The following is a 20,545-nucleotide window of genomic DNA, read 5'->3' on the forward strand; positions in this document are numbered from 1 at the left end:
GTGTATGAAATTTAAATATTGTCCTATATGTGGAGAAAAGTTAATGGAGAAATACAGCTGGGATGAGGGAGGGGTACCATATTGTCCTAAGGATGACATAATGTACTTTGATACTCCTACACCTTGTGTGATAGTTGCAGTAATAAATGAAGATAAGATATTGCTGTTAAAACAGAGTTATATATTTAAAAATTCCAAAGTGCTCTTATCCGGTTATGTAGCAAATGGTGAGACTGTGGAAGAGACTGTACATAGAGAAGTGTTTGAAGAGTCGGGTCTTAAAATAAAGGATTTGAAATATTTGGGAAGCGAATATGTGGGCAGCAATAAAAAGGAAATAATAATGCTTACATTCATGGCAAAATATGATGGAGGAGATATAAAGAAGTCTTCTGAGGTGGAATGGGTAAATTGGAGTCATATAGAAAATGCATTGTGTGAAATGAGTGAAGATGAAGTCGGCAAAAGAATAGTTAGAAAGGTCTTAAAAGAGATAAATTATACTGGAGAAAAAGCTTATAGGTGCGATAATGATAGTTGCAATAGAAACGTTTAAATCATATAAATTAAAGCTTCTAGAGATAATTGTATTTAATTAAACAAGGGAGGGAAAAAGATGGCTAAATATATACCAGAAATAAAGGGAGTTCCTGAGAGACATATGATCAGAGTTCCTGAAATCATTAGAGAAGCAAGCGGTATAAGGATATTTGGCAAAAGACTTAAATCTCTATTGTTTACTACGGATGTTGCGATTATAAAAAATACCAATGCGGATGCCATTATTGCAGTATATCCATTTACGCCACAGCCTATTATAACTCAGGCAATCCTCTTATCCGCAGATATACCAGTGTTTTGTGGAGTTGGCGGAAAGATGGCAACCGGAAAGAGAGTTTTAAATTTAGCTTTGGATGCAGAATTTAAGGGTGCCATGGGAGTTGTGGTGAATAGTACTATCTCCAATGAAGTTATACGACAGATTAGAAATACTATAGATATACCCATAATAGTAACCATAGTATCTGAATATGAAAACATAGAGGACAGAATAAAATCAGGAGCTACCATAATAAATGTGTCAGGATCTAAAAATACTATAAATATAGTAAAAAAGGTTAGAGAGGGATATCCTGATTTTCCCATAATAGCTACAGGAGGTCCTACAGAATCTGATATAAGGGATACTATACTGGCAGGGGCTAATGCTATAGCATTTACTCCACCTACGTCAGCTGAAATTTTAAGTAAAATTATGCTTGAAAACAGGAAAAAATATGCTGAAGAAAAGGAGGAATAATTGTTTCCATCTTTTATATATCTGGGGGAAATGGAAATACGATTATCATGAAGGGTGTTTTATATTATTTTAGTGGTACTGGTAATACTAAATGGGTAGCCGACAAGTTTAGAGAGAATTTTGCACTTTATAATGTGAATATAGATTTAGTTAATATACAAAATATACGATCCGCAGAAGATGTTCAATTAGAAGGTTATGATTTTTTAATTATAGGCTCACCGGTATATGCTGAGTTTCCACCTAAAATTGTAATTGATTTTTTGAATAAGTTTTATGACATGAAAAAAGATATAAAATTAGTTGTTTATTCTACGCAAGCTGCGTCTTCAGCATCTGCACCGTGTGTTATGGCTAAGAGTTTGAGAAAGAAAGGATATATTGCATTAAGTCAAATCAGCATAAAAATGCCGAATAATAATTATTTTTCTATAGGGAAGAAACCCGATGAAAATGAAATAAAAAAGATATTATTTGAGGCAAATGCAAAAGTAAAAAATACGGTAGAAAATTTTATGAATGGGGAATCTACCATAGAAACTACTTCATTTATCAGGCTGAAATTTAATAAACTGATTTATAATGTATTTAAGAATAGAATCCCTAAGTTGTCTCAGAATATATCTTCTACAGAAGATTGCGGCAAATGTGGACTGTGCCTGAGAAACTGTCCTCAGGGTAACATAACCTTTGAAAGTGGACGTGCAATTTTTCACAGCAAGTGCATGTTGTGTTTAAGATGTATATATATATGTCCTAAAAATGCAGTGAGATATAAAAATAAAAAAATAGATCAAACTCAGAGGGATATAATAAAGTGTCTTGATTTAAATAAGTAAGACTTTAAATTTTGTATTGAGCCCAAAGCTTCCAAATAATTTTAAAATTTTGGAGGCTTTTTTAGAATTAAATTTTTAATTGTGGAAATACTAAAAATACAATATTTTTCAGGAGTGAGTTTTATGATTTCAATCCAGGATAAAATGATTGTTGCAGAGAATTGTAAAGAGTATAAGCCTAAAAATTATATAGAGGGGCTGAAAGTGAGTTATCTTTCAAACAGCTGCAGCAATTGTGTGAATTTTGTAAATGAAAGGTGCAGTAAGAAATTGTTTGATGAAATTGAAGGAATAATAAATATGAATTAAATTCAACAATGAAAGAAGGAATGTTTTTATGGCAAGCAATGAAGAAATGAAGCATGTAGGGAGTTCATGTCCAGGATATGAACCGGATGACTTTGGATTTAAATCCTATAGCAGTGATGCTGAACCTGACTATAGAAGCTGTACCAACTGCAGAAATCTAAAAGATGGAAAATGTGTAAAGAATCTTTATGATCAGGTACTGGCAGGGTTAGATCAGACTTAGTTTGTATTGATTCACTTGATTGTACGGTTTGAATATTGAATGTATTCTGATATATGATAAAAAATATGCAGTAAATATTGAAAAATAAATAATATAAATATTTGAAATAAGTGTTGACATATACAGAATTAAATCATATAATAGTTAACAAATAGAAGATAAATCAATAGCATCTTATGAAGAGAATAGTAGCATGAGTTAGATAAAAGAGAGTCAGTGGTTGGTGGAAACTGATGTCAATACTTTTGTGAATCCATCTTGGAGGATTATTATGATGAATAATACGGAAAAACCGTTATTTCAAGTGAGAGGATTATATTGTATTTGATATAATCAATAAGGGTGGTAACGCGAGCCAATCGTCCCTAATGGGATTGAAGTGGCTCTTTTATTTTTGTACAAAAATGTTATACTTGAATGTAAAATTTAATATTATTTTATGAAGAGAATAGTAGCATAAGTCAGGTAAAAGAGAATCAGTGGTTGGTGGAAACTGATACCTATACTTTTGTGAATCCGTCTTGGAGAATTATTATGATGAATAATACGGAAAACCGTTATATTAAATGAGAGAATTATACTTTTGTATAATTAATGAGGGTGGCAACGCGAGTCAATCGTCCCTAAGGGGATTGGTTGATTCTTTTATTTTATAATTTTAACTTTAACAATGTATAACAGCACATTATTAAATAGATAAATATAAATTATTGGAGGTAAAAAAATGCATAAAAAACTATTTATTCCAGGGCCGGTAGAAGTCAGAAAAGATGTTTTAGAGAAGATGGCAACACCAATGATAGGTCACAGGAGCAAAGAAGCTTCGGAACTTCAGAGAAATATCAGTAATAAAATGAGACAGATATTTAATACAAAAGAGGAAATTTTACTTTCAACTTCCTCGGGGACAGGACTTCTAGAAGGTGCTGTAAGATGTAGTACGGCAAAAAGGGTAGCTATATTTTCTATAGGTGCATTTGGGAAGAGATGGTATGAAATTGCACAGTGCAATAATGTGCCGGCAGATTTGTTTGAGCAGGAGTGGGGAAAAGCTGTAAATGTGGAAGAAATTGATAAAGCTTTAGCCACAGGTAAATATGATTCACTTTGTGTAACTCACAATGAAACTTCTACAGGAGTTATGAATCCAGTAGAAGATATAGCACAGGTTATGAAAAAGTATCCTGAAATTGTATGGTGTTTGGACACAGTTAGTTCCATGGGTGGTACTGAGATAAAAGTGGATAAGCTTGGGGTGGATATATGCCTGACATCCAGCCAGAAAGCATTGGGACTTCCTCCGGGAATGGCAATATGTTCTTTCTCACAAAAAGCAGTGGAGAGGGCCAAAAAAGTAAAATTCAGGGGCTATTATTTAGATTTATTGTCTCTCTATAATTGTATTCAAAAAAGAGATTACCAATATCCTTCAACACCATCCATTTCACATATGTTTGCTATGGATTATCAGTTGGATAGAATATTGGAGGAAGGACTTGAGAATAGGTACAAGAGACATATAGAGATGGCTGAGTATGTGAGAAACTGGGCAAAAGAGTACTTTGAATTGTTTGCAGACGAGAGATATCTTTCCAATACCCTTACTAATATAAAAAACACCAGGAATATAAATGTGGCTCAGTTGAACAAGGAGCTAGGTGAAAGAGGATTCCAGATATCCAATGGTTATGGGAAATTAAAGGAGAAAGCTTTTAGAATAGCTCATATGGCTGATTTTGATCTTTCAGATATCAAGGAACTTTTAGATACTGTTAATTATATATTGAAATTATAAAATAGGGGGGCTTAAAATTGATAAAAATATTGGTCAGTGATGGAATGGAAAAGAAAGCTTTTGACAAACTTGTTGCAAATGGATATATGGTTTTGGATAAACATTTTGAAGAAGAAGAGTTAAAGCAAAGAATAAAGGAATTTGACATCATAATAGTAAGATCTGCTACTAAAGTCAGGAAGCCACTTATAGATGAAGCTAAAAAAGGAAGATTGAAGCTCATAATAAGAGCCGGGGTTGGAGTAGATAATATAGATGTGGACTATGCAGTTCAAAATGGGATAATGGTTAAAAATACTCCTAATGCCAGCAGTGTTTCTGTTGCAGAGCTGACACTGGCACATATGTTCGCTATATCAAGGTACGTAAATATATCTAATGTGACCATGAGAAATGGGCAATGGGGAAAAAAGAAGTATAAAGGAGTAGAGTTATTTGGCAAGACCCTGGGACTTATAGGATTCGGAAGAATTGCAAAGGAAGTAGCAAAAAGGGCTTATGCTATGGGAATGAATATAATATATTATGATAAACTTGGTATGGCTAAAGGATACAATAATTATGAATTTTGTGAGTTTGAAGAGTTGTTGAAGAAAGCAGATTATGTATCACTTCATATTCCTTTTGATAAAACACAGGGTGCAGTAATAGGTAAAGCGGAGCTTCAGATTATGAAAGATGGAGTTTATATAATAAATTGTGCAAGAGGCGGTGTGATAGACGAAAGAGCTTTGCTTGATGGATTGAATACTGGAAAAGTTGCAGGAGTTGGTCTGGATGTATTTGAAAATGAACCTGATCCTGACAGGGAACTTGTAGGTAATGAAAGGGTATCAGTTACACCTCATATAGGCGGTTCAACCGTTGAGGCACAGAAAAGAATAGGTGAAGAAATAGTAAATATAATTGAAAAATATTGTGTGGATGAAAATCTAGTCAATGTATAAGGAGGTGCAAAATGGCTATTCTAAAAGCATTCAAAGCAGTACGACCTAGGAAGGATATAGCCTGCAAGGTAGCTGAACTTCCCTACGATGTTATGAACAGTGAAGAGGCACGGGAAATAGCTAAAGATAATATTTATTCTTTTCTTCATGTAGATAAAGCTGAAATTGATTTGGATAAAAATATAGATATCTACGATGGAAAAGTATATGAAAAAGCAAATGAAAATTTAAATAAGATGATAAAAGACAATATATTGGTACAGGATGAAAAAAACAACCTCTATATTTATAAATTGACTATGAACGGCAAAAGTCAAACGGGTGTAGTGGGATGTACTTCTGTAGATGAGTACCTGAATGATAAAATAAAAAAACATGAATATACCAGGAAGGATAAGGAACAAGACAGAATAAATCATGTGGATATTTGTGATGCAAATACGGGACCGATTTTTTTGACATATAGGTATAACGATAAGATAAGCAGTATAATAAATAACTGGGTTAAAAAAGAGCCTGTATATGATTTTACTGCTGCTGATGGAGTGAAACATCAGGTGTGGGTTATAGAAGATGATGAGACGATAGAGAATATTTGTGAGCTGTTTAGAAAAGTGGATGCTTTGTATATAGCAGATGGACACCACAGGGCAGCATCTGCGGTGAAAGTTGCCATTAAAAGGAGAAGAGAAAATCCAAATTATTCTGGCAACGAGGAATTTAATTTTTTCTTATCTGTACTTTTCCCTGATTCAGATTTGAATATTATTGATTATAACAGGGTTGTTAAAGATTTAAATGGACTTTCTGCTGAAAAATATATATCTGAAGTTTCTAAAAAATTTGATGTAGAGATATATAAAGGACAAGGACCATTCAAGCCTTCTCATAAGGGGACCTATGGTATGTATATGGGAAGGAAATGGTATAAACTCACTGCAAAGGAGGGAACCTACGATCCTGTTGATCCCGTTGAAAGACTGGATGTATCTATTCTTCAAAATAATTTATTGGGGCCTATTTTGGGAATAGATGATCCACGCACAAATGACAGAATCAGTTTTGTAGGTGGCATAAGGGGGCTTGTTGAATTGGAGAAGAGAGTAGAAAGGGAAGATAAAGGAGTTGCTTTTTCAATGTACCCTACTACATTGGATGAACTGATGAGTATTGCGGATGCTGGAAAAGTAATGCCTCCTAAATCTACTTGGTTTGAACCTAAATTGAGAAGCGGATTGTTTGTTCATAAGTTAAAGTAAATATCGATTTTTGAAGTTTATAGAAATAGAATCCCCGTGGGTTTACGGGGATTTTGTGTTTTAAGGAAAATATTTGACCATGAATTTTATGGTATAATATATTTAATGTTTTTATTGTTATATTGTACAATTGGGAGCGATAGGAATGCTGAAGGAACAACTTGTATCTATTGATTTGGTCAAAGGCAGCAATAATGAATATATAATAAGGGATAATCTAGGTATTACTATAGGAAGAATATTCATAATTGAAATTTCTAAAATGAATAAATATGGTGCATTTAGAATAAAATTTTATAAGTGGGGGGAGTGCAGTTACAGATTACTTAAAAATACACTTGAAAATTTTATACAGTTGCTTGTCCGAAGAAATGATTTAAATAAAATAAACGTAGTAGCTCATGAAGATATAAATATACCGGCATTTACTGATCTGGGTTTTGAACTTGAAGGTATAATATCCAGAAGTATAAAAGTTGACTCTGAGTATAAGAATGAAATATTGTTCGGGCTGGATTTTGATAGAATTAAAGTGACAAATATAAATAGAGGATTACATCTAAGAGGAAACAACATAATGCTATCTGTGTTGACTCCGGGAGATGCTTCGGATATGTTGAATTATTATGTAAAAAATCAGACCCATTTAAGTGAATATGAGCCGGATAGGGATGAAAGTTTTTATACATTGGAAATGCAAAAAAGAAATTTAAGTGAGAGCTATAAGCAGTTTTTAAGCGGTAAAAATGCTAATTTTGGTATATATAAAGGTAAGAGGCTTATAGGGAAAATACAGATTTCAAATATAGTGATAGGAATATTTAAAAGTGCATTTATAGGATATTCTATAGATAAAGATGAGCAAGGGAAGGGCTATATGAAAGAAGCATTAAGATTAGTTTTGGAGTATGCTTTTGACAAATTAGAATTACATAGAGTAGAAGCATCTACGTTGGTAGATAATATAAGATCCCAAAGAGTGCTTAAAAGCTGCGGCTTTAAGGAACTTGGATTGAATGAAAAATATTTGTTTATAAATGGGAAATGGAGAGATCATATAACTTTTTATAAAATTAATCCTGCCTAACGGAAAAAACATAAAGCTGAACTGAAATAAAATCACCTCACTGTCTAGTTAGTGAGGCTTACTTATTCTTTAAATTAAACTAAAATGATATTTTATATTGTAATCTTTTTTTGCATTACAAGGTAATATTATATTGCCGAAATTTGCATGGTTAATTGCGTCGGGTAATGTCTGCGGTTCTAAGGCTATCCCCATATGAGGTATTGCATTTTGCCCATGTATTTTCCAAATGCCGTTTACTGCATTGAGTGTATAGGCAATTAATCCATTTCGATCTGATTCTATATCCAGACGCCTTCCTGTATTAGTATTTACCAGGCATACAGTATTTTTATCATCTATATTAAATGGATGATCCAATCCATTAATATTTAATTCACTTTTTAACTTATTTAATATTTCTTCCAGGTTTTTTGCTTGGCGAAAATCAAAAAGAGTTTTTGAAACTTCTTTTAAAAATCCTGTTGGCAATAAATCATTATCTGTTTCAGCATAGTGTGATGCATTTACTCTTAAAAAATGACCTGACAGCAGCTCACTAATATCATTATTTAAATTAAAGTATGAATGGACTGTAGGATTAAAAAGTGTATCTTCATTACTCATGCCACTAAATCTGATCAGTAAATCGTTATTATCATTTAAGGTATACATTATTTCTATATTTCGTGTTCCAGGAAAACTGTCCTCTTTTGTTGTAATAGTTCTGTAAAAAATAATACTGTCAGATTTTTTTGCTTTTATGGTTTTGCTGTGCCATAAAAGCGTATTGAATCCATGACTGCCTCCGTGAAGTGTATTGTTTGATTCATTTTTGAATACTTTGTAGTTACTTCCATTGATTTTAAAAGATCCATTTGCAATACGTCCGGCAACAGGGCCTATTGCAGCACCCAGGAACATGGCTTTATCATTTACATAGCTTTCAAGATCATCAAAACTGAGCAAAATATTTGAAAAATTATTGAATTTATCTGGTACGATAATTTCTGTTAAAGCAGCTCCATAGGATATACAGGAAACTCTGGTTTTATTTCTGTTTTCCATTGTATATTTGTAGATTTTATTTCCATCAAAAGAACCTAAAATACTTCTTTCTATCATTTCTCTATACTCCTTTAATCATAAATTTGAGTATGAAAATCTGGTGTACTGTTCTATGTGTAAATAAAACAGTACACCCTTATTCAATAGTTACCTTGTAGTTTGATTTATTATATCTCTTAATTTGGTATCATGGTCAATGATCACCGTCTCTAAATTGACCATTCTGCTCCAATCGTAAATTTGTTCAGCAGATAATGACAGAGTTACAACTGTGTGATGACCTCCACCCGCATAAATCCAGGATTTTATTCCATCAGTAAAGTTTGGTTCAGGCTTCCATACCATTTTGGCTACAGGTAAATTTGGAGTGTCTTCTGAAGCTTCAACGGCAGTTATTTCATTTATGAGAAGACGGTAATGTATACCCAGGTCGCACATCGATACTGCAATTCCTTTGCCTGTAGAACCATTAAAGATTAAACGTGCAGGATCTTCACGACCTCCGATGCCCAGAGGTTTTACTACTACTTTTGGTTTGTCAGATGCGAAAGTTGGATCGACCTCCAGCATATGTGCACCCAGAATTTTTTCATCACCTGTACCTAATTCATATGTGTAGTCTTCCATAAAACCTGTTTTCTGGTTATTGGTCATAATTTTAACAAGACGATCCAAAGCGGCAGTTTTCCAGTCACCTTCACCGGCAAAACCGTATCCCTCTGCATTTAAGCGCTGAACAGCAAGCCCAGGTAATTGTTTCATTCCATATAGGTCTTCAAAATTTGTAGTGAATGCAGTATAGCCACCAGCTTCCAGGAAGTGTCGAAGAGCTATCTCTATTTTTATCTGTTCTTTTACTTGTTTTTCATAAAAGTCCGGATCATTGCTGCCTATGTCCATAATATATATTTTTTTAAAATCCTCATAAGTTTTTTCAATGTCACTTTGTGAAACCTTGTCAATTTCAGAAACCAAGTCACCAATTCCATAGTAGTCTACTGTCCATCCGAATTGAATTTGAGCTTCAATTTTGTCTCCTTCAGTGACAGCTACATTACGCATATTGTCTCCAAAACGAGCAACCTTTATATCTTGACTTGCAATATAGCCGGCGGCTACATTCATCCAGTCGGCAATTTCTTTTTGGATTTCAGGTTTTTCCCAGTAACCTGCTATTACTTTATTGTGTTTATTCAGCCGTGCATTAATAAAACCATATTCTCTGTCACCATGGGCACTTTGGTTTAAATTCATAAAATCCATATCTATTGTCTTCCATGGAATATGTTCATTAAACTGAGTTGCAAAGTGCAGAAGAGGTTTTTGTAACAATTTAGTACCTGCTATCCACATTTTAGCTGGTGAAAAAGTGTGCATCCAGGTTATTATACCTGCTACATTGTCGTCATAATTTACCTCTTTCATAAGTTTTTTAATTTCATCTGCAGAAGTCGCTAAGGATTTGAATATAATAGGATAAGGTAATTTACTGCTTTTATTCAGACCATCTACAATTTTTATGGAGTCCTCTTTTACCTGTGCCAATGCATCTTCTCCATATAGATATTGACTACCCACTATGAACCAGAATTCCATTTTTTTATTTTTTAACATGATTATTCATCCTCCTATATTTCATTTTTTTAATCATTTGAAGGTGATTTTTCAAAAATTATACTGCTAGGGTAATCCTTTACATAAAAAAGAAATAACACTTTCCTAGCTGTTAAATTAAATATAATATTTATACTTATAAATGTCAATACATTTTCAATATTTATTAGTATAAATTTTTGAAAACGTATGAGTAAATAATGAAAATTTACGAAAAGAGGTACCATATATATCAGTAAATATTTTTCTTAACTACTAGTAATAATTAATTGGTTGTTCTTATAGTGTTATTTCTATATAAGGTAAATACATTTTTCATGACTTTTTATTTGACGTATGCTATGGGAAAAATAAGTACGTACTTTTTACATATTTTTTGTTGACATGTACGTATATATGTAGTAACATCTATTATAAGGAAAGCGTTTACTATTGTATTGTTTTAGAAGGAGGTTTTTTTATTGACTATAAATGAGAAGAGAGCAGAAGAAATTCAAAATGGTAAAACATCGTTGGGAATAGAATTTGGTTCTACTCGTATTAAAGCGGTTCTTATTGGCAACGATTTCTCCCCATTGGCTAGTGGTAACTTTGAATGGGAGACAAGCTTAGATAATGGGATCTGGACCTATTCACTAGAAGAAATCTGGAAAGGGTTGCAATACAGTTATCAAAAACTTTTTGCTGAAGTAAAAGAACGATATGGGGTAACACTTTCAAAAATTGGTTCAATTGGATTTTCAGCCATGATGCATGGATATATGGCTTTTGATAAACAAGGAAAACTTCTTGTTCCATTTAGGACCTGGCGTAATACTATGACGGAAGAAGCAGCAAAAAAGCTAACGGAAATATTTAGTTACAATATTCCCCAGAGGTGGAGCATAGCTCATTTATATCAGGCTATTCTCAGAAATGAACCTCATATTGAAAAGCTTGATTTTTTAACTACTTTAGCTGGTTATATTCATTGGCAGTTGACGGGTGAAAAGGTTTTGGGTATCGGCGATGCATCAGGAATGTTTCCAATTGATATGAAAATACGTAATTATGATGTGCATATGTTAAAAACCTTCAATCATCTGCCAGAGGTTGAAAAACATTCATTAAATGTAGAGAAGCTTTTGCCGAAGGTCTTACTGGCTGGGGAAAATGCTGGTATCTTGACTTTAGAAGGAGCAAAAAGGCTTGATATAAGTGGCAATCTTCAGGCTGGTATTCCGCTGTGTCCACCTGAAGGAGATGCAGGTACGGGAATGGTTGCCACAAACTCAGTTGCACCGCGCACAGGGAATATCTCTGCAGGTACGTCAATTTTTGCCATGGTAGTCCTTGAGAAACCTCTTAAGAAGGTCCATGAAGAAATTGATCTGGTGACAACACCTTCAGGAGACTTAGTGGGTATGGTTCACGCAAACAATGGATATTCTGATATAGATGAGTGGGTTAATGTCTTTCAGGAATTCACTGAAGCTATAAATGTCAAGATTAGCAGAGAACTCCTTTATATGGCTCTCTATGCTCAAGCTTTTCAAGGCGATCCTGATTGTGGAGGAATTCTTGCGTATAACTATTTTGCGGGTGAAAACATTACAGGTGTTTCAGAGGGTAGACCTTTAGTTGTTAGAAAGCCAAAAAGTAATTTTAACTTAGCAAACCTTATGAGAGCACATCTCTTTACTTCTTTAGGTGCATTGAAAATTGGGATGGACATTCTTTTAAAGGATGAGGCTGTAAAACTTGACAAATTACTTGGTCATGGTGGATTGTTCAAGACACCTGTTGTTGGACAATCAATAGTTGCAGCTGCAGTAAATACACCAGTATCCGTTATGGAAACTGCAGGTGAAGGAGGTGCCTGGGGAATTGCTCTGTTAGCTGGCTATTTAAAGGATAGGGAAACTAATTCCACGTTGTCGGAATTTTTAGCAAAAAAAGTTTTTGCTGGTTATGTACCTGAGGAAATACAGCCTGATCAAAAAGATGTGGATGGATTTGAGCAATTTATTCAGCGTTATAAAAAGGGAATTCCTATTGAACAGGCGGCAGTGAATTACTTAACTTAAAGATGCAGTTGGAGTTAGTGAATAGAAAACTTGAAATTAGTTCATTAAATATAATAAACAAAATTAATGTCTTATGAAATTGAGATGATGATACTTTACTTGAATAATTATATTTAATCAGTGATTAAGGAGGAAGGTTAGAATGAAGAAAAAAGTATCCCCAACATTAATTTACTTTTTCGGATCTTTTGGAGGATTTATGTTCGGGTATGACATCGGGATAATTAATGGTGCTTTACCTGGAATTAAAACAACATGGAGTGTTAATCCATGGCTGGAAGGGTTGATTACTTCGGGATTGTTTGTAGGAGCTATGCTTGGTGCTTCACTAATGGCTTCATTAGCAGATCGTTTTGGTCGTCGTCGAATGATTATGTGGAGTGCAGTTGTATTTGCAATTGGTGCCCTGGGATCCGGTATTTCAAGTAATACAAGTTTTTTGGTTATTGCTCGTATTATTTTAGGGGTGGCTGTAGGCGGTGCTTCTGCTTTGGTTCCAATGTATATGGGAGAAATTAGTCCCGCTGAAACACGTGGAAAGCTATCGGGGCTGAATCAGTTAATGATAACTGTAGGAATGCTTAGTGCATATGGCGTGAATTATGCATTTGTACATGTATTTCAAGGATGGCGCTGGATGCTTGGCGGTGCTGTTGTACCAGCTATAGTACTGCTATTTGGAGCATTTCTGTTACCAGAATCACCGCGATTCTTAGTTCGAATTGGCAAAAAGGAATTGGCACGACAAGTGTTGCAGTCATTGCGTTCCTCAGAAGAAGCCGAAAGTGAATATCAGGCAATTATTAATGCACAACATTCTGATGCAGGCTCTTTCAAGGATTTATTTTCTAAAATGGCTCTACCGTCTGTAATTGCAGGTTGTGGTTTAACCCTATTACAACAGATTCAAGGAGCAAATACGATTTTTTATTACTCATCACAAATTCTAGCCAAGGTTTTTGGATCGGAAATTGGTGGGGTTGTCAGTACGGTTGGTATTGGTGTGGTTTTTGTATTGGCAACCATTGTAACCTTACTGATTGTAGATAAATTTAAACGTCGTACATTATTTATGTCGGGCTCCATTGGCATGGGAATATCTTTACTGCTGGTTGGATTGATTTATCCTTCTGCTCAAGCCAATTACGCATGGGCAACATGGACTGTATTTTTCCTTATCTGTTTATATGTTATCTTTTATGCATACTCCTGGGCTGCTGTTACTTGGATTGTAGTTGGAGAATTATTTCCGAGTCATATTCGAGGACTTGCTACTGGTATTGCATCAACAGTTAACTGGTTTGGTAATATTTTAGTTGCACTGTTCTTCCCGGTATTACTTGAAACAGTAGGCTTATCTATAATTTTCTTTGGCTTTGCTGCAATTTGTGTGATAGGATTTCTGTTTGCAAAATATCTTCTTTATGAAACAAAAGGAAAATCATTGGAAGAAATTGAAATGTACCTATACGATCGTTCTATTGGGAGCGTTGTTGGGTTAATGAAATAATGTTATCTATAATATATTGTTATAAAAAATGGATAAATATTTGGAAAATTTTTTATAATCTGTAGAGGAAAAATTAAATAATAAAATAAATATAGGGCTGTTCATATTAGCGATTTTTCAATCGCTGTGAACAGCCCTGCATTTATAATTAATTATTTATCAAGTAATTCTTATGAGCAGAGGATTCAACCTGAGTCTAAAGTTATAGATGCCATTGCCAGTTAGCTACTTCTAGTAAGTCTTCTCCAAATTCATGAATATATTGCTTGTGTTCTATTAATTTGTTATTCATTAATTGAACAAGATGTGAACCACGATTTCCAAGCTGAGGCAGGTTTTCTACCACGTCTTTTACAATATTGAAACGATCCAGCTTATTTTGAACTCTCATGTCAAATGGTGTTGTAATAGTTCCTTCTTCCTGATAACCGTGAACGTGTAAATTTCTATTTTCACGATGATATGTCAATTGATTAATCAAATGTGAAAAGCCGTGGAAGGCAAATATAATTGGTTTATCAGTTGTAAATAATGCATTATAATCCTTATCGCTTAAACCGTGAGGATGTTCATTTTTCGGCAATAGTTTCATCATATCTACTACATTGACAAAACGAATCTTCAATTCCGGTAAGTGTTCTCGCAAGATTGTAACAGCTGCTAAAGCCTCCAGTGTTGGAGTATCACCACAAGAAGCAATAACAACATCAGGTTCTGCTCCTTCATCATTGCTTGCCCAATTCCAGATACTTGCACCCTGTGCTACATGTCTTACTGCTTGTTCCATTGTCAACCACTGCTGCCTTGGATGTTTTGATGTCACTAACAGGTTAATTTTGTGCTTGGTGTGAAGACAGTGATCAAAAACAGCTAATAATGTATTTGCATCAGCCGGTAAATAAGCACGAACTATTTCTGGTTTCTTGTCCACAATATGGCCTAATATCCCCGGATCCTGGTGGGTATATCCATTATGGTCCTGCTGCCATACATTAGATGTTGAGATTAAATTCAAAGAAGCAATGTCTTTTCTCCAGGGAAGTTCTGAAGTTACCTTCAACCATTTGCCATGTTGTGTAATCATAGAATCCACAATACGCAGAAAGGCCTCATAACTTGCAAAGAAACCATGACGTCCAGTTAAAAGATAACCTTCCAGCCAACCTTCACATAAATGTTCACTCAACATTGAATCTAAGATGCGTCCATCATTTGATAGAAATTCATCATTTGGCTCCTTGATTTCTGGCAGCCACTGACGTTTAGTTCCTTCAAAAACTGCCCATAATCTATTGGACATGGTTTCATCTGGTCCAAAAATACGGAAGTTGCGATTTTTTTTGTTTAACTTGATAACATCACGTATATATTTTCCTAATTCAATCATGTCTTGTGCAACAGTATCACCTGGAGCAGGAACATCTACAGCATAATCGCGAAAATCAGGTGTACGCAGTTCACGTAATAACAAACCACCATTTGTATGCGGGTTGGCGGCCATTCGTTTATTGCCTTTTGGCACTAGTTCTTCTAATTCGGGAATCAATCTGTAATTTTCATCGAATAATTCTTCTGGTTTGTAACTTTTCAACCATTCCACCAATTGCTCTAAGTGTTCCGTATGATAACGATCTACAGGAAGAGGCACTTGATGTGCACGAAATGAACCTTCATTTGGAATACCATCCACTAGCTTTGGGCCTGTCCATCCCTTGGGTGTGCGCAATATAATCATCGGCCATTGTGGACGAGTAGCATCATTATTTTCACGAGCGTTCTTTTGAATAGAGAGTATTTCTTCTATTACTATGTCCAATGTTTCTGCCATTAATTTATGCATAATTTCAGGATTATCACCTTCTACAAAATAAGGCTTCCATCCATTTCCTTCAAATAATTTTTCTAATTCTTCATGGGAAATACGGGACAATACAGTCGGATTGCTGATTTTATATCCATTTAAGTGTAATATGGGTAATACAGCCCCATCCGTAATAGGATTCAAAAATTTATTTGCCTGCCAGGATGTAGCTAATGGACCGGTTTCTGCCTCTCCATCACCAACAACGCAAGTAGTGATAAGGCTGGGATTATCAAAAACGGCACCAAAAGAATGGGCCAAAGAATAACCTAATTCGCCGCCTTCATTAATTGAACCTGGAGTCTCAGGTGCCATGTGGCTGGAAATTCCACCAGGGAAAGAAAATTGTTTAAATAATTTTTTTAGACCAGTTAGATCACGGCTGACATTTGGATAAACTTCACTGTAACTTCCGTCTAGGTAAGAGTTAGATACCATTACCTGACCGCCATGACCTGGGCCAGAAACATAAATCATATCCAGATCATATTTCTTAATAACGCGGTTTAAATGAGCATAGATAAAATTTTGACCTGGAATAGTCCCCCAGTGTCCAACAACTTTTGCTTTTAAATGTTCAGGTTTTAAAGGTTCTCTAAGTAATGGATTATCTAGTAGATATAATTGTCCTACGGATAAAAAATTAGCCGCACGCCAATAAGCATCAACCTTTTTCAGATAATCCGGTGTAATCTTCTGCTCATCCACATATTTTTCTGTTGTATTTTGCATAATTTTCCTCCTAATTCATAATTTTTTCATTTTGAAATCATTCAGTGTAAATTTCATCATTGTTGCTTAATATTTTAAAACATTCATACGTATTTATAAGTGATTTTTTAAAATTTATACGTATAAATAAAAATATTTTGTTGCCTGTGAAGCATTTGATACTTTAAGACTATATCAGTTATTTTCATGATAGCATTAAGCAGCATCAAGTGATTTCTAGTTTCAGATGGAATTGCTCATGAGGAATACTTTTTCCCGCCTGAAACTTATTAACAGTATTCTTAGTGTCTTTAGCACTTAGAATACGTTATCCTTTAGGGGAAAAACTTATCCGATGGCTGTCAGTTCTAAACCTCCCATTTTAAAAAGTTGAAAATATTAGCAGTAGCAGTGTTCGGATAAGTAAATTTTGTTTAGCTTTTGTTTTTTTGACCATAATAAGCATTCTTTCCATGTTTGCGTCTAAAATGTTTATCTAGTAAGATTTGATCCATTTTGATGTTATGGGGCTTTAATTGTAATGAATGATATGCCATTTCTGCTACTTGTTCTAGTACTACTGCATTGTGGACTGCATTTTTAGGACTGGTGCCCCAGGTAAACGGTCCATGATCATTTACCAGCACTGCAGGTACTTCATCTGGATTTATATTGTTTTGTTTAAAAGTTTCAACAATTACATCTCCTGTTTGTTTTTCATAGTTCTTTTCGATCTCGTTTTCAGTCATTGGGCGAGTTACAGGTATATCCCCATAAAAATAATCAGCATGAGTAGTACCAGCTGCCGGAATTGAAAGTCCTGCCTGAGCGAATGAAACAGCCCAAGGAGAATGAGTGTGAACGATACCGAGGATGTTTGAAAAATTTTTATATAGAACAAGGTGAGTTGGGGTATCGCTTGAAGGGTTCAAATCTCCTTCTACAATATTTCCGTCAAGATCTACAATAACCATGTCTGATGTTTTCATCTTATTGTAATCAACACCGCTGGGTTTAATAACTACCAGGTTTTTATTTCGGTCAATTCCACTTACATTGCCCCAGGTGAATGTTACCATGTGATACTCAGGCAGCAGCAAGTTAGCTTTTAATACTTGCTCCTTTAAATCTTCTAGCATGAGATTAACCTTCTTTCGTTGAGAATTCTTTAATTTCTTTTAGATGCTTTATAATGTTGTTTTGTATAGGATTCCAATTTTAAGATTTCTTTTATAGCTTTTTTTACAGATATGAATGTTGTTTCTATAAAACAGTTGTAGTAAATATTTGGATTTTGTAGAATCCAAATATTTTTTAGATTGATATTTATACCATGTAGTTTCTCCGTTATAGGAAACCTTTTACTGTTAAAGAAATAATTTTCTCGTCAATTAGACTAATAATTATTTCTTTTGCAGATAATAATCCCAAATGGACTCCAAAGGTATATTTTAATAATTGTCTTTTTGAATAAAGTTAATTGCTTTCAAAACAAATATAATATTTATTCGTATAAATGTCAATATAATTTATAAATTTATTCGTATAAATTGTAAATGAATTTGTCTGATTTCATATAGTTTTTCATAACAAATGAAACTTTTTATATTTATATTAAGTGTTCTTTGTTATAATATAATAAATTAACATTATTACAGAGTTACGGGGGAAAAATATGAAGCATAAATATGAAATTGTTAAAGAAAAGATTATAAATTGGGCAATCAACGGTAAATATAAACCCCATGAAAAAATCCCAACTGAGTCAGAAATGATGGATTTGTTTCAAGTAAGCAGACATACTATAAGGAGAGCCCTAAGCGATTTATCCTCTGAAAATTATCTATATAGAATACAGGGCAGTGGCATATATATGTCCGATTTTAAACAAAATGAATCCTATCTAAAGAAGTATAAAAATGTAGGTGTGCTTACTACATATATTTCTAATTATATATTTCCAGATATAATTGGGGGAATTGAAGATACGCTTTATGATAATTCTTATTCTCTTTTGTTATCTTCTACCAGGAATAACATGATGTTTGAAAATAGAAATCTTAATAATTTATTGGCTCATAAAGTAGATGGAATTATAATAGAGCCTACTAAAAGTGCATATCAAAATCCTAATATGGGGTATTTGAATAATCTGATAGAGCAAAATGTACCATTTATTACGATAAATTCAGCTTATCCTCAAATTGAAGTTCCAAGTTTATGTGTGAATGATTTTAAAGGAGGACAGATAGCGGCTGAGTGTTTTTTTAATTTGGGTCATAAAAACATAATGGGCATTTTTAAAGTGGATGATTTACAGGGAGTATATAGGATGAATGGCTTTATATCAGAATGCCAGAAAAATGATGTTTTATTAGATCAGGATCAGATAATAACTTATTTGTCTGAAGAAACTGACAGTGTATTACCTGGTAAAATTAAAAGAGTTATAAATAAAAATGAACATCCAACAGGTGTTTTTTGTTATAATGATGAGATTGCATTTATGGTTGTAAATATTGCGCATAGTTTGGATTTAAAAGTTCCTGAAGATATATCGGTTATTGGCTTTGATGATTCACAAATCTCTAAAATTATGAATCCAAGGTTGACCACAATAACGCATCCAAAACAGAGAATGGGAATAGATGCTGCTAAGTTAATTATTAAGTTAGTTAACAATAACAATAAATTCAGCAAAAGTGATTCTATATTATATGAACCTGAACTTATAGTACGTGATTCCACAGCGCCAATAGATTAAAATATATCAACGATGGATATTTCATATGGGATTAGAAACAGTTTAATAATTACATGTAGAAATACTATTGATTATGATAGCTTTTTAAATTTTGAGATTTGGTTCTTATAATATATAATGATTGAATTTGATACGAGAAATATTATATAGACATATATAGAAATTGGGAATAGTTATAATGATATTTTTCATTTTTTTGTTATGCTTATTGTGTTTTAAGGAGAGCATATATTATATTAAATTATAATTTCTGAAATGTTCCTAACATTATATAGATACTTAGTAAAATGACATATAAACATATCCATGTGTATCTATGTATGAAGAAGTGAGCAATGAGTAGAAATATAAAGAAATAGTGAAATAAATTTTAAATATGGTTAAAATAATAAATTGTAGAATAATAAACTGTGATATAATAAAGCACGTTGTCCAGAAGAGTAGCAAAGAGCAGCAAAAGGTGGATGTATCAACTCATAAGACTGATTTGAAAAAACATAAAAAATGTTGACAACGATTGGTTGAGATGATATACTATAAAAGCTGTCTTAAGAGATGGCAGGTAATTTGAGATGATCCTTGAAAATTAAACAGAATAAATATAAGGAAACTTATACGAGAATAAACCAGCAATTCTTTTGAGCTGCGATAAGCAGCTAAAAGTAATTTTGTAAGTAATATATTTAAAATTAATAATAACGAGCAGTTCAAGGAAAACCAGGAGCGAGGAGCAGAACTTACTTAGGTAATTGAGCACCGCAGCGAGGGGTTTGACGCAGAAATGCGAAGTTAGTATTGATTTTCAACAGAGTCAAAGACAACTTTTAAATTAAGAGTTTGATCCTGGCTCAGGACGAACGCTGGCGGCGTGCCTAACACATGCAAGTCGAGCGAAGAAGCTCCTCCGGGAGGTTCTTAGCGGCGGACGGGTGAGTAACACGTGGGTAACCTGCCTCAAAGAGGGGGATAGCCTCCCGAAAGGGAGATTAATACCGCATAATAAGTGCAGTTCGCATGAACCGCACTTTAAAGGAGAAATCCGCTTTGAGATGGACCCGCGGCGCATTAGCTAGTTGGTAAGGCAGCGGCTTACCAAGGCAACGATGCGTAGCCGACCTGAGAGGGTGAACGGCCACATTGGAACTGAGAGACGGTCCAGACTCCTACGGGAGGCAGCAGTGGGGAATATTGCACAATGGGCGAAAGCCTGATG

16 protein-coding genes, 1 rRNA gene and 2 other annotated features are annotated in these 20,545 nt (G+C 34.1%); of the genes, 13 read left to right on the forward strand and 4 right to left on the reverse strand.

The genetic code is table 11. The annotated features are described in order from the left end of the window. The first annotated feature begins 4 nt into the window (after positions 1-4). From CLLU_RS10685 to CLLU_RS10725, 9 genes are all read left to right on the forward strand, one after another. On the forward strand, positions 5-556 hold the full coding sequence (locus tag CLLU_RS10685) for an NAD(+) diphosphatase (RefSeq protein ID WP_106009768.1): 552 nt from the start codon (positions 5-7) through the stop codon (positions 554-556). Between the two features lie 60 nt (positions 557-616). Then, positions 617-1,300 carry a hydrolase gene (locus tag CLLU_RS10690; RefSeq protein ID WP_106009770.1) on the forward strand — a complete coding sequence of 228 codons (684 nt, stop codon included), beginning with the start codon at positions 617-619 and terminating at the stop codon, positions 1,298-1,300. Positions 1,301-1,347: 47 nt separating this feature from the next. Further along, the gene (locus CLLU_RS10695; RefSeq protein WP_106009772.1) at positions 1,348-2,139 is read left to right on the forward strand and encodes an EFR1 family ferrodoxin; all 792 of its coding nucleotides are present in this window, start codon (positions 1,348-1,350) and stop codon (positions 2,137-2,139) included. Between the two features lie 123 nt (positions 2,140-2,262). Then, positions 2,263-2,448 carry a hypothetical protein gene (locus tag CLLU_RS10700; RefSeq protein WP_106009774.1) on the forward strand — a complete coding sequence of 62 codons (186 nt, stop codon included), beginning with the start codon at positions 2,263-2,265 and terminating at the stop codon, positions 2,446-2,448. Positions 2,449-2,476: 28 nt separating this feature from the next. Further along, positions 2,477-2,671 carry a hypothetical protein gene (locus CLLU_RS10705; protein WP_106009776.1) on the forward strand — a complete coding sequence of 65 codons (195 nt, stop codon included), beginning with the start codon at positions 2,477-2,479 and terminating at the stop codon, positions 2,669-2,671. Positions 2,672-2,838: 167 nt separating this feature from the next. After that, positions 2,839-3,041: a binding site (T-box leader), on the forward strand. Positions 3,042-3,101: 60 nt separating this feature from the next. Further along, positions 3,102-3,299 (forward strand) — a binding site (T-box leader). A 96-nt stretch (positions 3,300-3,395) separates the two neighbouring features. Further along, complete coding sequence (locus CLLU_RS10710) at positions 3,396-4,466, forward strand: pyridoxal-phosphate-dependent aminotransferase family protein (protein ID WP_106009778.1); 1,071 nt, start codon at positions 3,396-3,398, stop codon at positions 4,464-4,466. A gap of 17 nt (positions 4,467-4,483) precedes the next feature. Then, the gene (locus tag CLLU_RS10715; protein ID WP_106009780.1) at positions 4,484-5,413 is read left to right on the forward strand and encodes a D-2-hydroxyacid dehydrogenase; all 930 of its coding nucleotides are present in this window, start codon (positions 4,484-4,486) and stop codon (positions 5,411-5,413) included. 11 nt (positions 5,414-5,424) lie between these two features. Beyond that, positions 5,425-6,672, forward strand: coding sequence for a DUF1015 domain-containing protein (locus CLLU_RS10720; RefSeq protein ID WP_106009782.1), 1,248 nt, complete (start codon positions 5,425-5,427; stop codon positions 6,670-6,672). 145 nt (positions 6,673-6,817) lie between these two features. Next, positions 6,818-7,759 (forward strand): GNAT family N-acetyltransferase, encoded by a 942-nt coding sequence (locus tag CLLU_RS10725; RefSeq protein ID WP_106009783.1) that lies wholly within the window; start codon positions 6,818-6,820, stop codon positions 7,757-7,759. 69 nt (positions 7,760-7,828) lie between these two features. Here the strand turns inward: CLLU_RS10725 and CLLU_RS10730 are convergent, their stop codons facing one another. Continuing rightward, on the reverse strand, positions 7,829-8,863 hold the full coding sequence (locus CLLU_RS10730) for an aldose epimerase family protein (RefSeq protein ID WP_106009784.1): 1,035 nt from the start codon (positions 8,861-8,863) through the stop codon (positions 7,829-7,831). A gap of 90 nt (positions 8,864-8,953) precedes the next feature. Next, positions 8,954-10,420 carry an L-arabinose isomerase gene (gene araA / locus CLLU_RS10735; RefSeq protein WP_106009785.1) on the reverse strand — a complete coding sequence of 489 codons (1,467 nt, stop codon included), beginning with the start codon at positions 10,418-10,420 and terminating at the stop codon, positions 8,954-8,956. Positions 10,421-10,881: 461 nt separating this feature from the next. Between araA and CLLU_RS10740 the strand changes: the two genes are divergently transcribed. Continuing rightward, complete coding sequence (locus CLLU_RS10740) at positions 10,882-12,486, forward strand: xylulokinase (protein ID WP_106009786.1); 1,605 nt, start codon at positions 10,882-10,884, stop codon at positions 12,484-12,486. 142 nt (positions 12,487-12,628) lie between these two features. Further along, on the forward strand, positions 12,629-13,996 hold the full coding sequence (locus tag CLLU_RS10745) for a sugar porter family MFS transporter (RefSeq protein ID WP_106009787.1): 1,368 nt from the start codon (positions 12,629-12,631) through the stop codon (positions 13,994-13,996). A gap of 202 nt (positions 13,997-14,198) precedes the next feature. Here the strand turns inward: CLLU_RS10745 and CLLU_RS10750 are convergent, their stop codons facing one another. Beyond that, positions 14,199-16,589 (reverse strand): phosphoketolase family protein, encoded by a 2,391-nt coding sequence (locus CLLU_RS10750; RefSeq protein ID WP_106009788.1) that lies wholly within the window; start codon positions 16,587-16,589, stop codon positions 14,199-14,201. Between the two features lie 413 nt (positions 16,590-17,002). After that, positions 17,003-17,707 carry an L-ribulose-5-phosphate 4-epimerase gene (araD, locus tag CLLU_RS10755; RefSeq protein ID WP_106009789.1) on the reverse strand — a complete coding sequence of 235 codons (705 nt, stop codon included), beginning with the start codon at positions 17,705-17,707 and terminating at the stop codon, positions 17,003-17,005. Positions 17,708-18,243: 536 nt separating this feature from the next. Here araD and CLLU_RS10760 point away from each other — a divergent pair. Both CLLU_RS10760 and CLLU_RS10765 read left to right on the forward strand, forming a co-directional pair. Beyond that, positions 18,244-19,332, forward strand: a complete 1,089-nt coding sequence (locus CLLU_RS10760; RefSeq protein WP_106009790.1) for a GntR family transcriptional regulator — start codon at positions 18,244-18,246, stop codon at positions 19,330-19,332. A gap of 825 nt (positions 19,333-20,157) precedes the next feature. Further along, positions 20,158-20,545: ribosomal RNA gene (locus tag CLLU_RS10765) — 16S ribosomal RNA — on the forward strand; the annotation flags it as partial.

The sequence above is a fragment of the Clostridium luticellarii genome (genome assembly GCF_002995845.1).
GTDB lineage: Bacteria > Bacillota > Clostridia > Clostridiales > Clostridiaceae > Clostridium_B > Clostridium_B luticellarii.

Coding starts and splice junctions, on each gene's coding strand:
- CLLU_RS10685 (WP_106009768.1), top strand. CDS start 5: ATGAAATTTAAATATTGTCCTATATGTGGAGAAAAGTTAATGGAGAAA.
- CLLU_RS10690 (WP_106009770.1), top strand. CDS start 617: ATGGCTAAATATATACCAGAAATAAAGGGAGTTCCTGAGAGACATATG.
- CLLU_RS10695 (WP_106009772.1), top strand. CDS start 1,348: ATGAAGGGTGTTTTATATTATTTTAGTGGTACTGGTAATACTAAATGG.
- CLLU_RS10700 (WP_106009774.1), top strand. CDS start 2,263: ATGATTTCAATCCAGGATAAAATGATTGTTGCAGAGAATTGTAAAGAG.
- CLLU_RS10705 (WP_106009776.1), top strand. CDS start 2,477: ATGGCAAGCAATGAAGAAATGAAGCATGTAGGGAGTTCATGTCCAGGA.
- CLLU_RS10710 (WP_106009778.1), top strand. CDS start 3,396: ATGCATAAAAAACTATTTATTCCAGGGCCGGTAGAAGTCAGAAAAGAT.
- CLLU_RS10720 (WP_106009782.1), top strand. CDS start 5,425: ATGGCTATTCTAAAAGCATTCAAAGCAGTACGACCTAGGAAGGATATA.
- CLLU_RS10725 (WP_106009783.1), top strand. CDS start 6,818: ATGCTGAAGGAACAACTTGTATCTATTGATTTGGTCAAAGGCAGCAAT.
- CLLU_RS10730 (WP_106009784.1), bottom strand. CDS start 8,863: ATGATAGAAAGAAGTATTTTAGGTTCTTTTGATGGAAATAAAATCTAC.
- araA (WP_106009785.1), bottom strand. CDS start 10,420: ATGTTAAAAAATAAAAAAATGGAATTCTGGTTCATAGTGGGTAGTCAA.
- CLLU_RS10745 (WP_106009787.1), top strand. CDS start 12,629: ATGAAGAAAAAAGTATCCCCAACATTAATTTACTTTTTCGGATCTTTT.
- CLLU_RS10750 (WP_106009788.1), bottom strand. CDS start 16,589: ATGCAAAATACAACAGAAAAATATGTGGATGAGCAGAAGATTACACCG.
- araD (WP_106009789.1), bottom strand. CDS start 17,707: ATGCTAGAAGATTTAAAGGAGCAAGTATTAAAAGCTAACTTGCTGCTG.
- CLLU_RS10760 (WP_106009790.1), top strand. CDS start 18,244: ATGAAGCATAAATATGAAATTGTTAAAGAAAAGATTATAAATTGGGCA.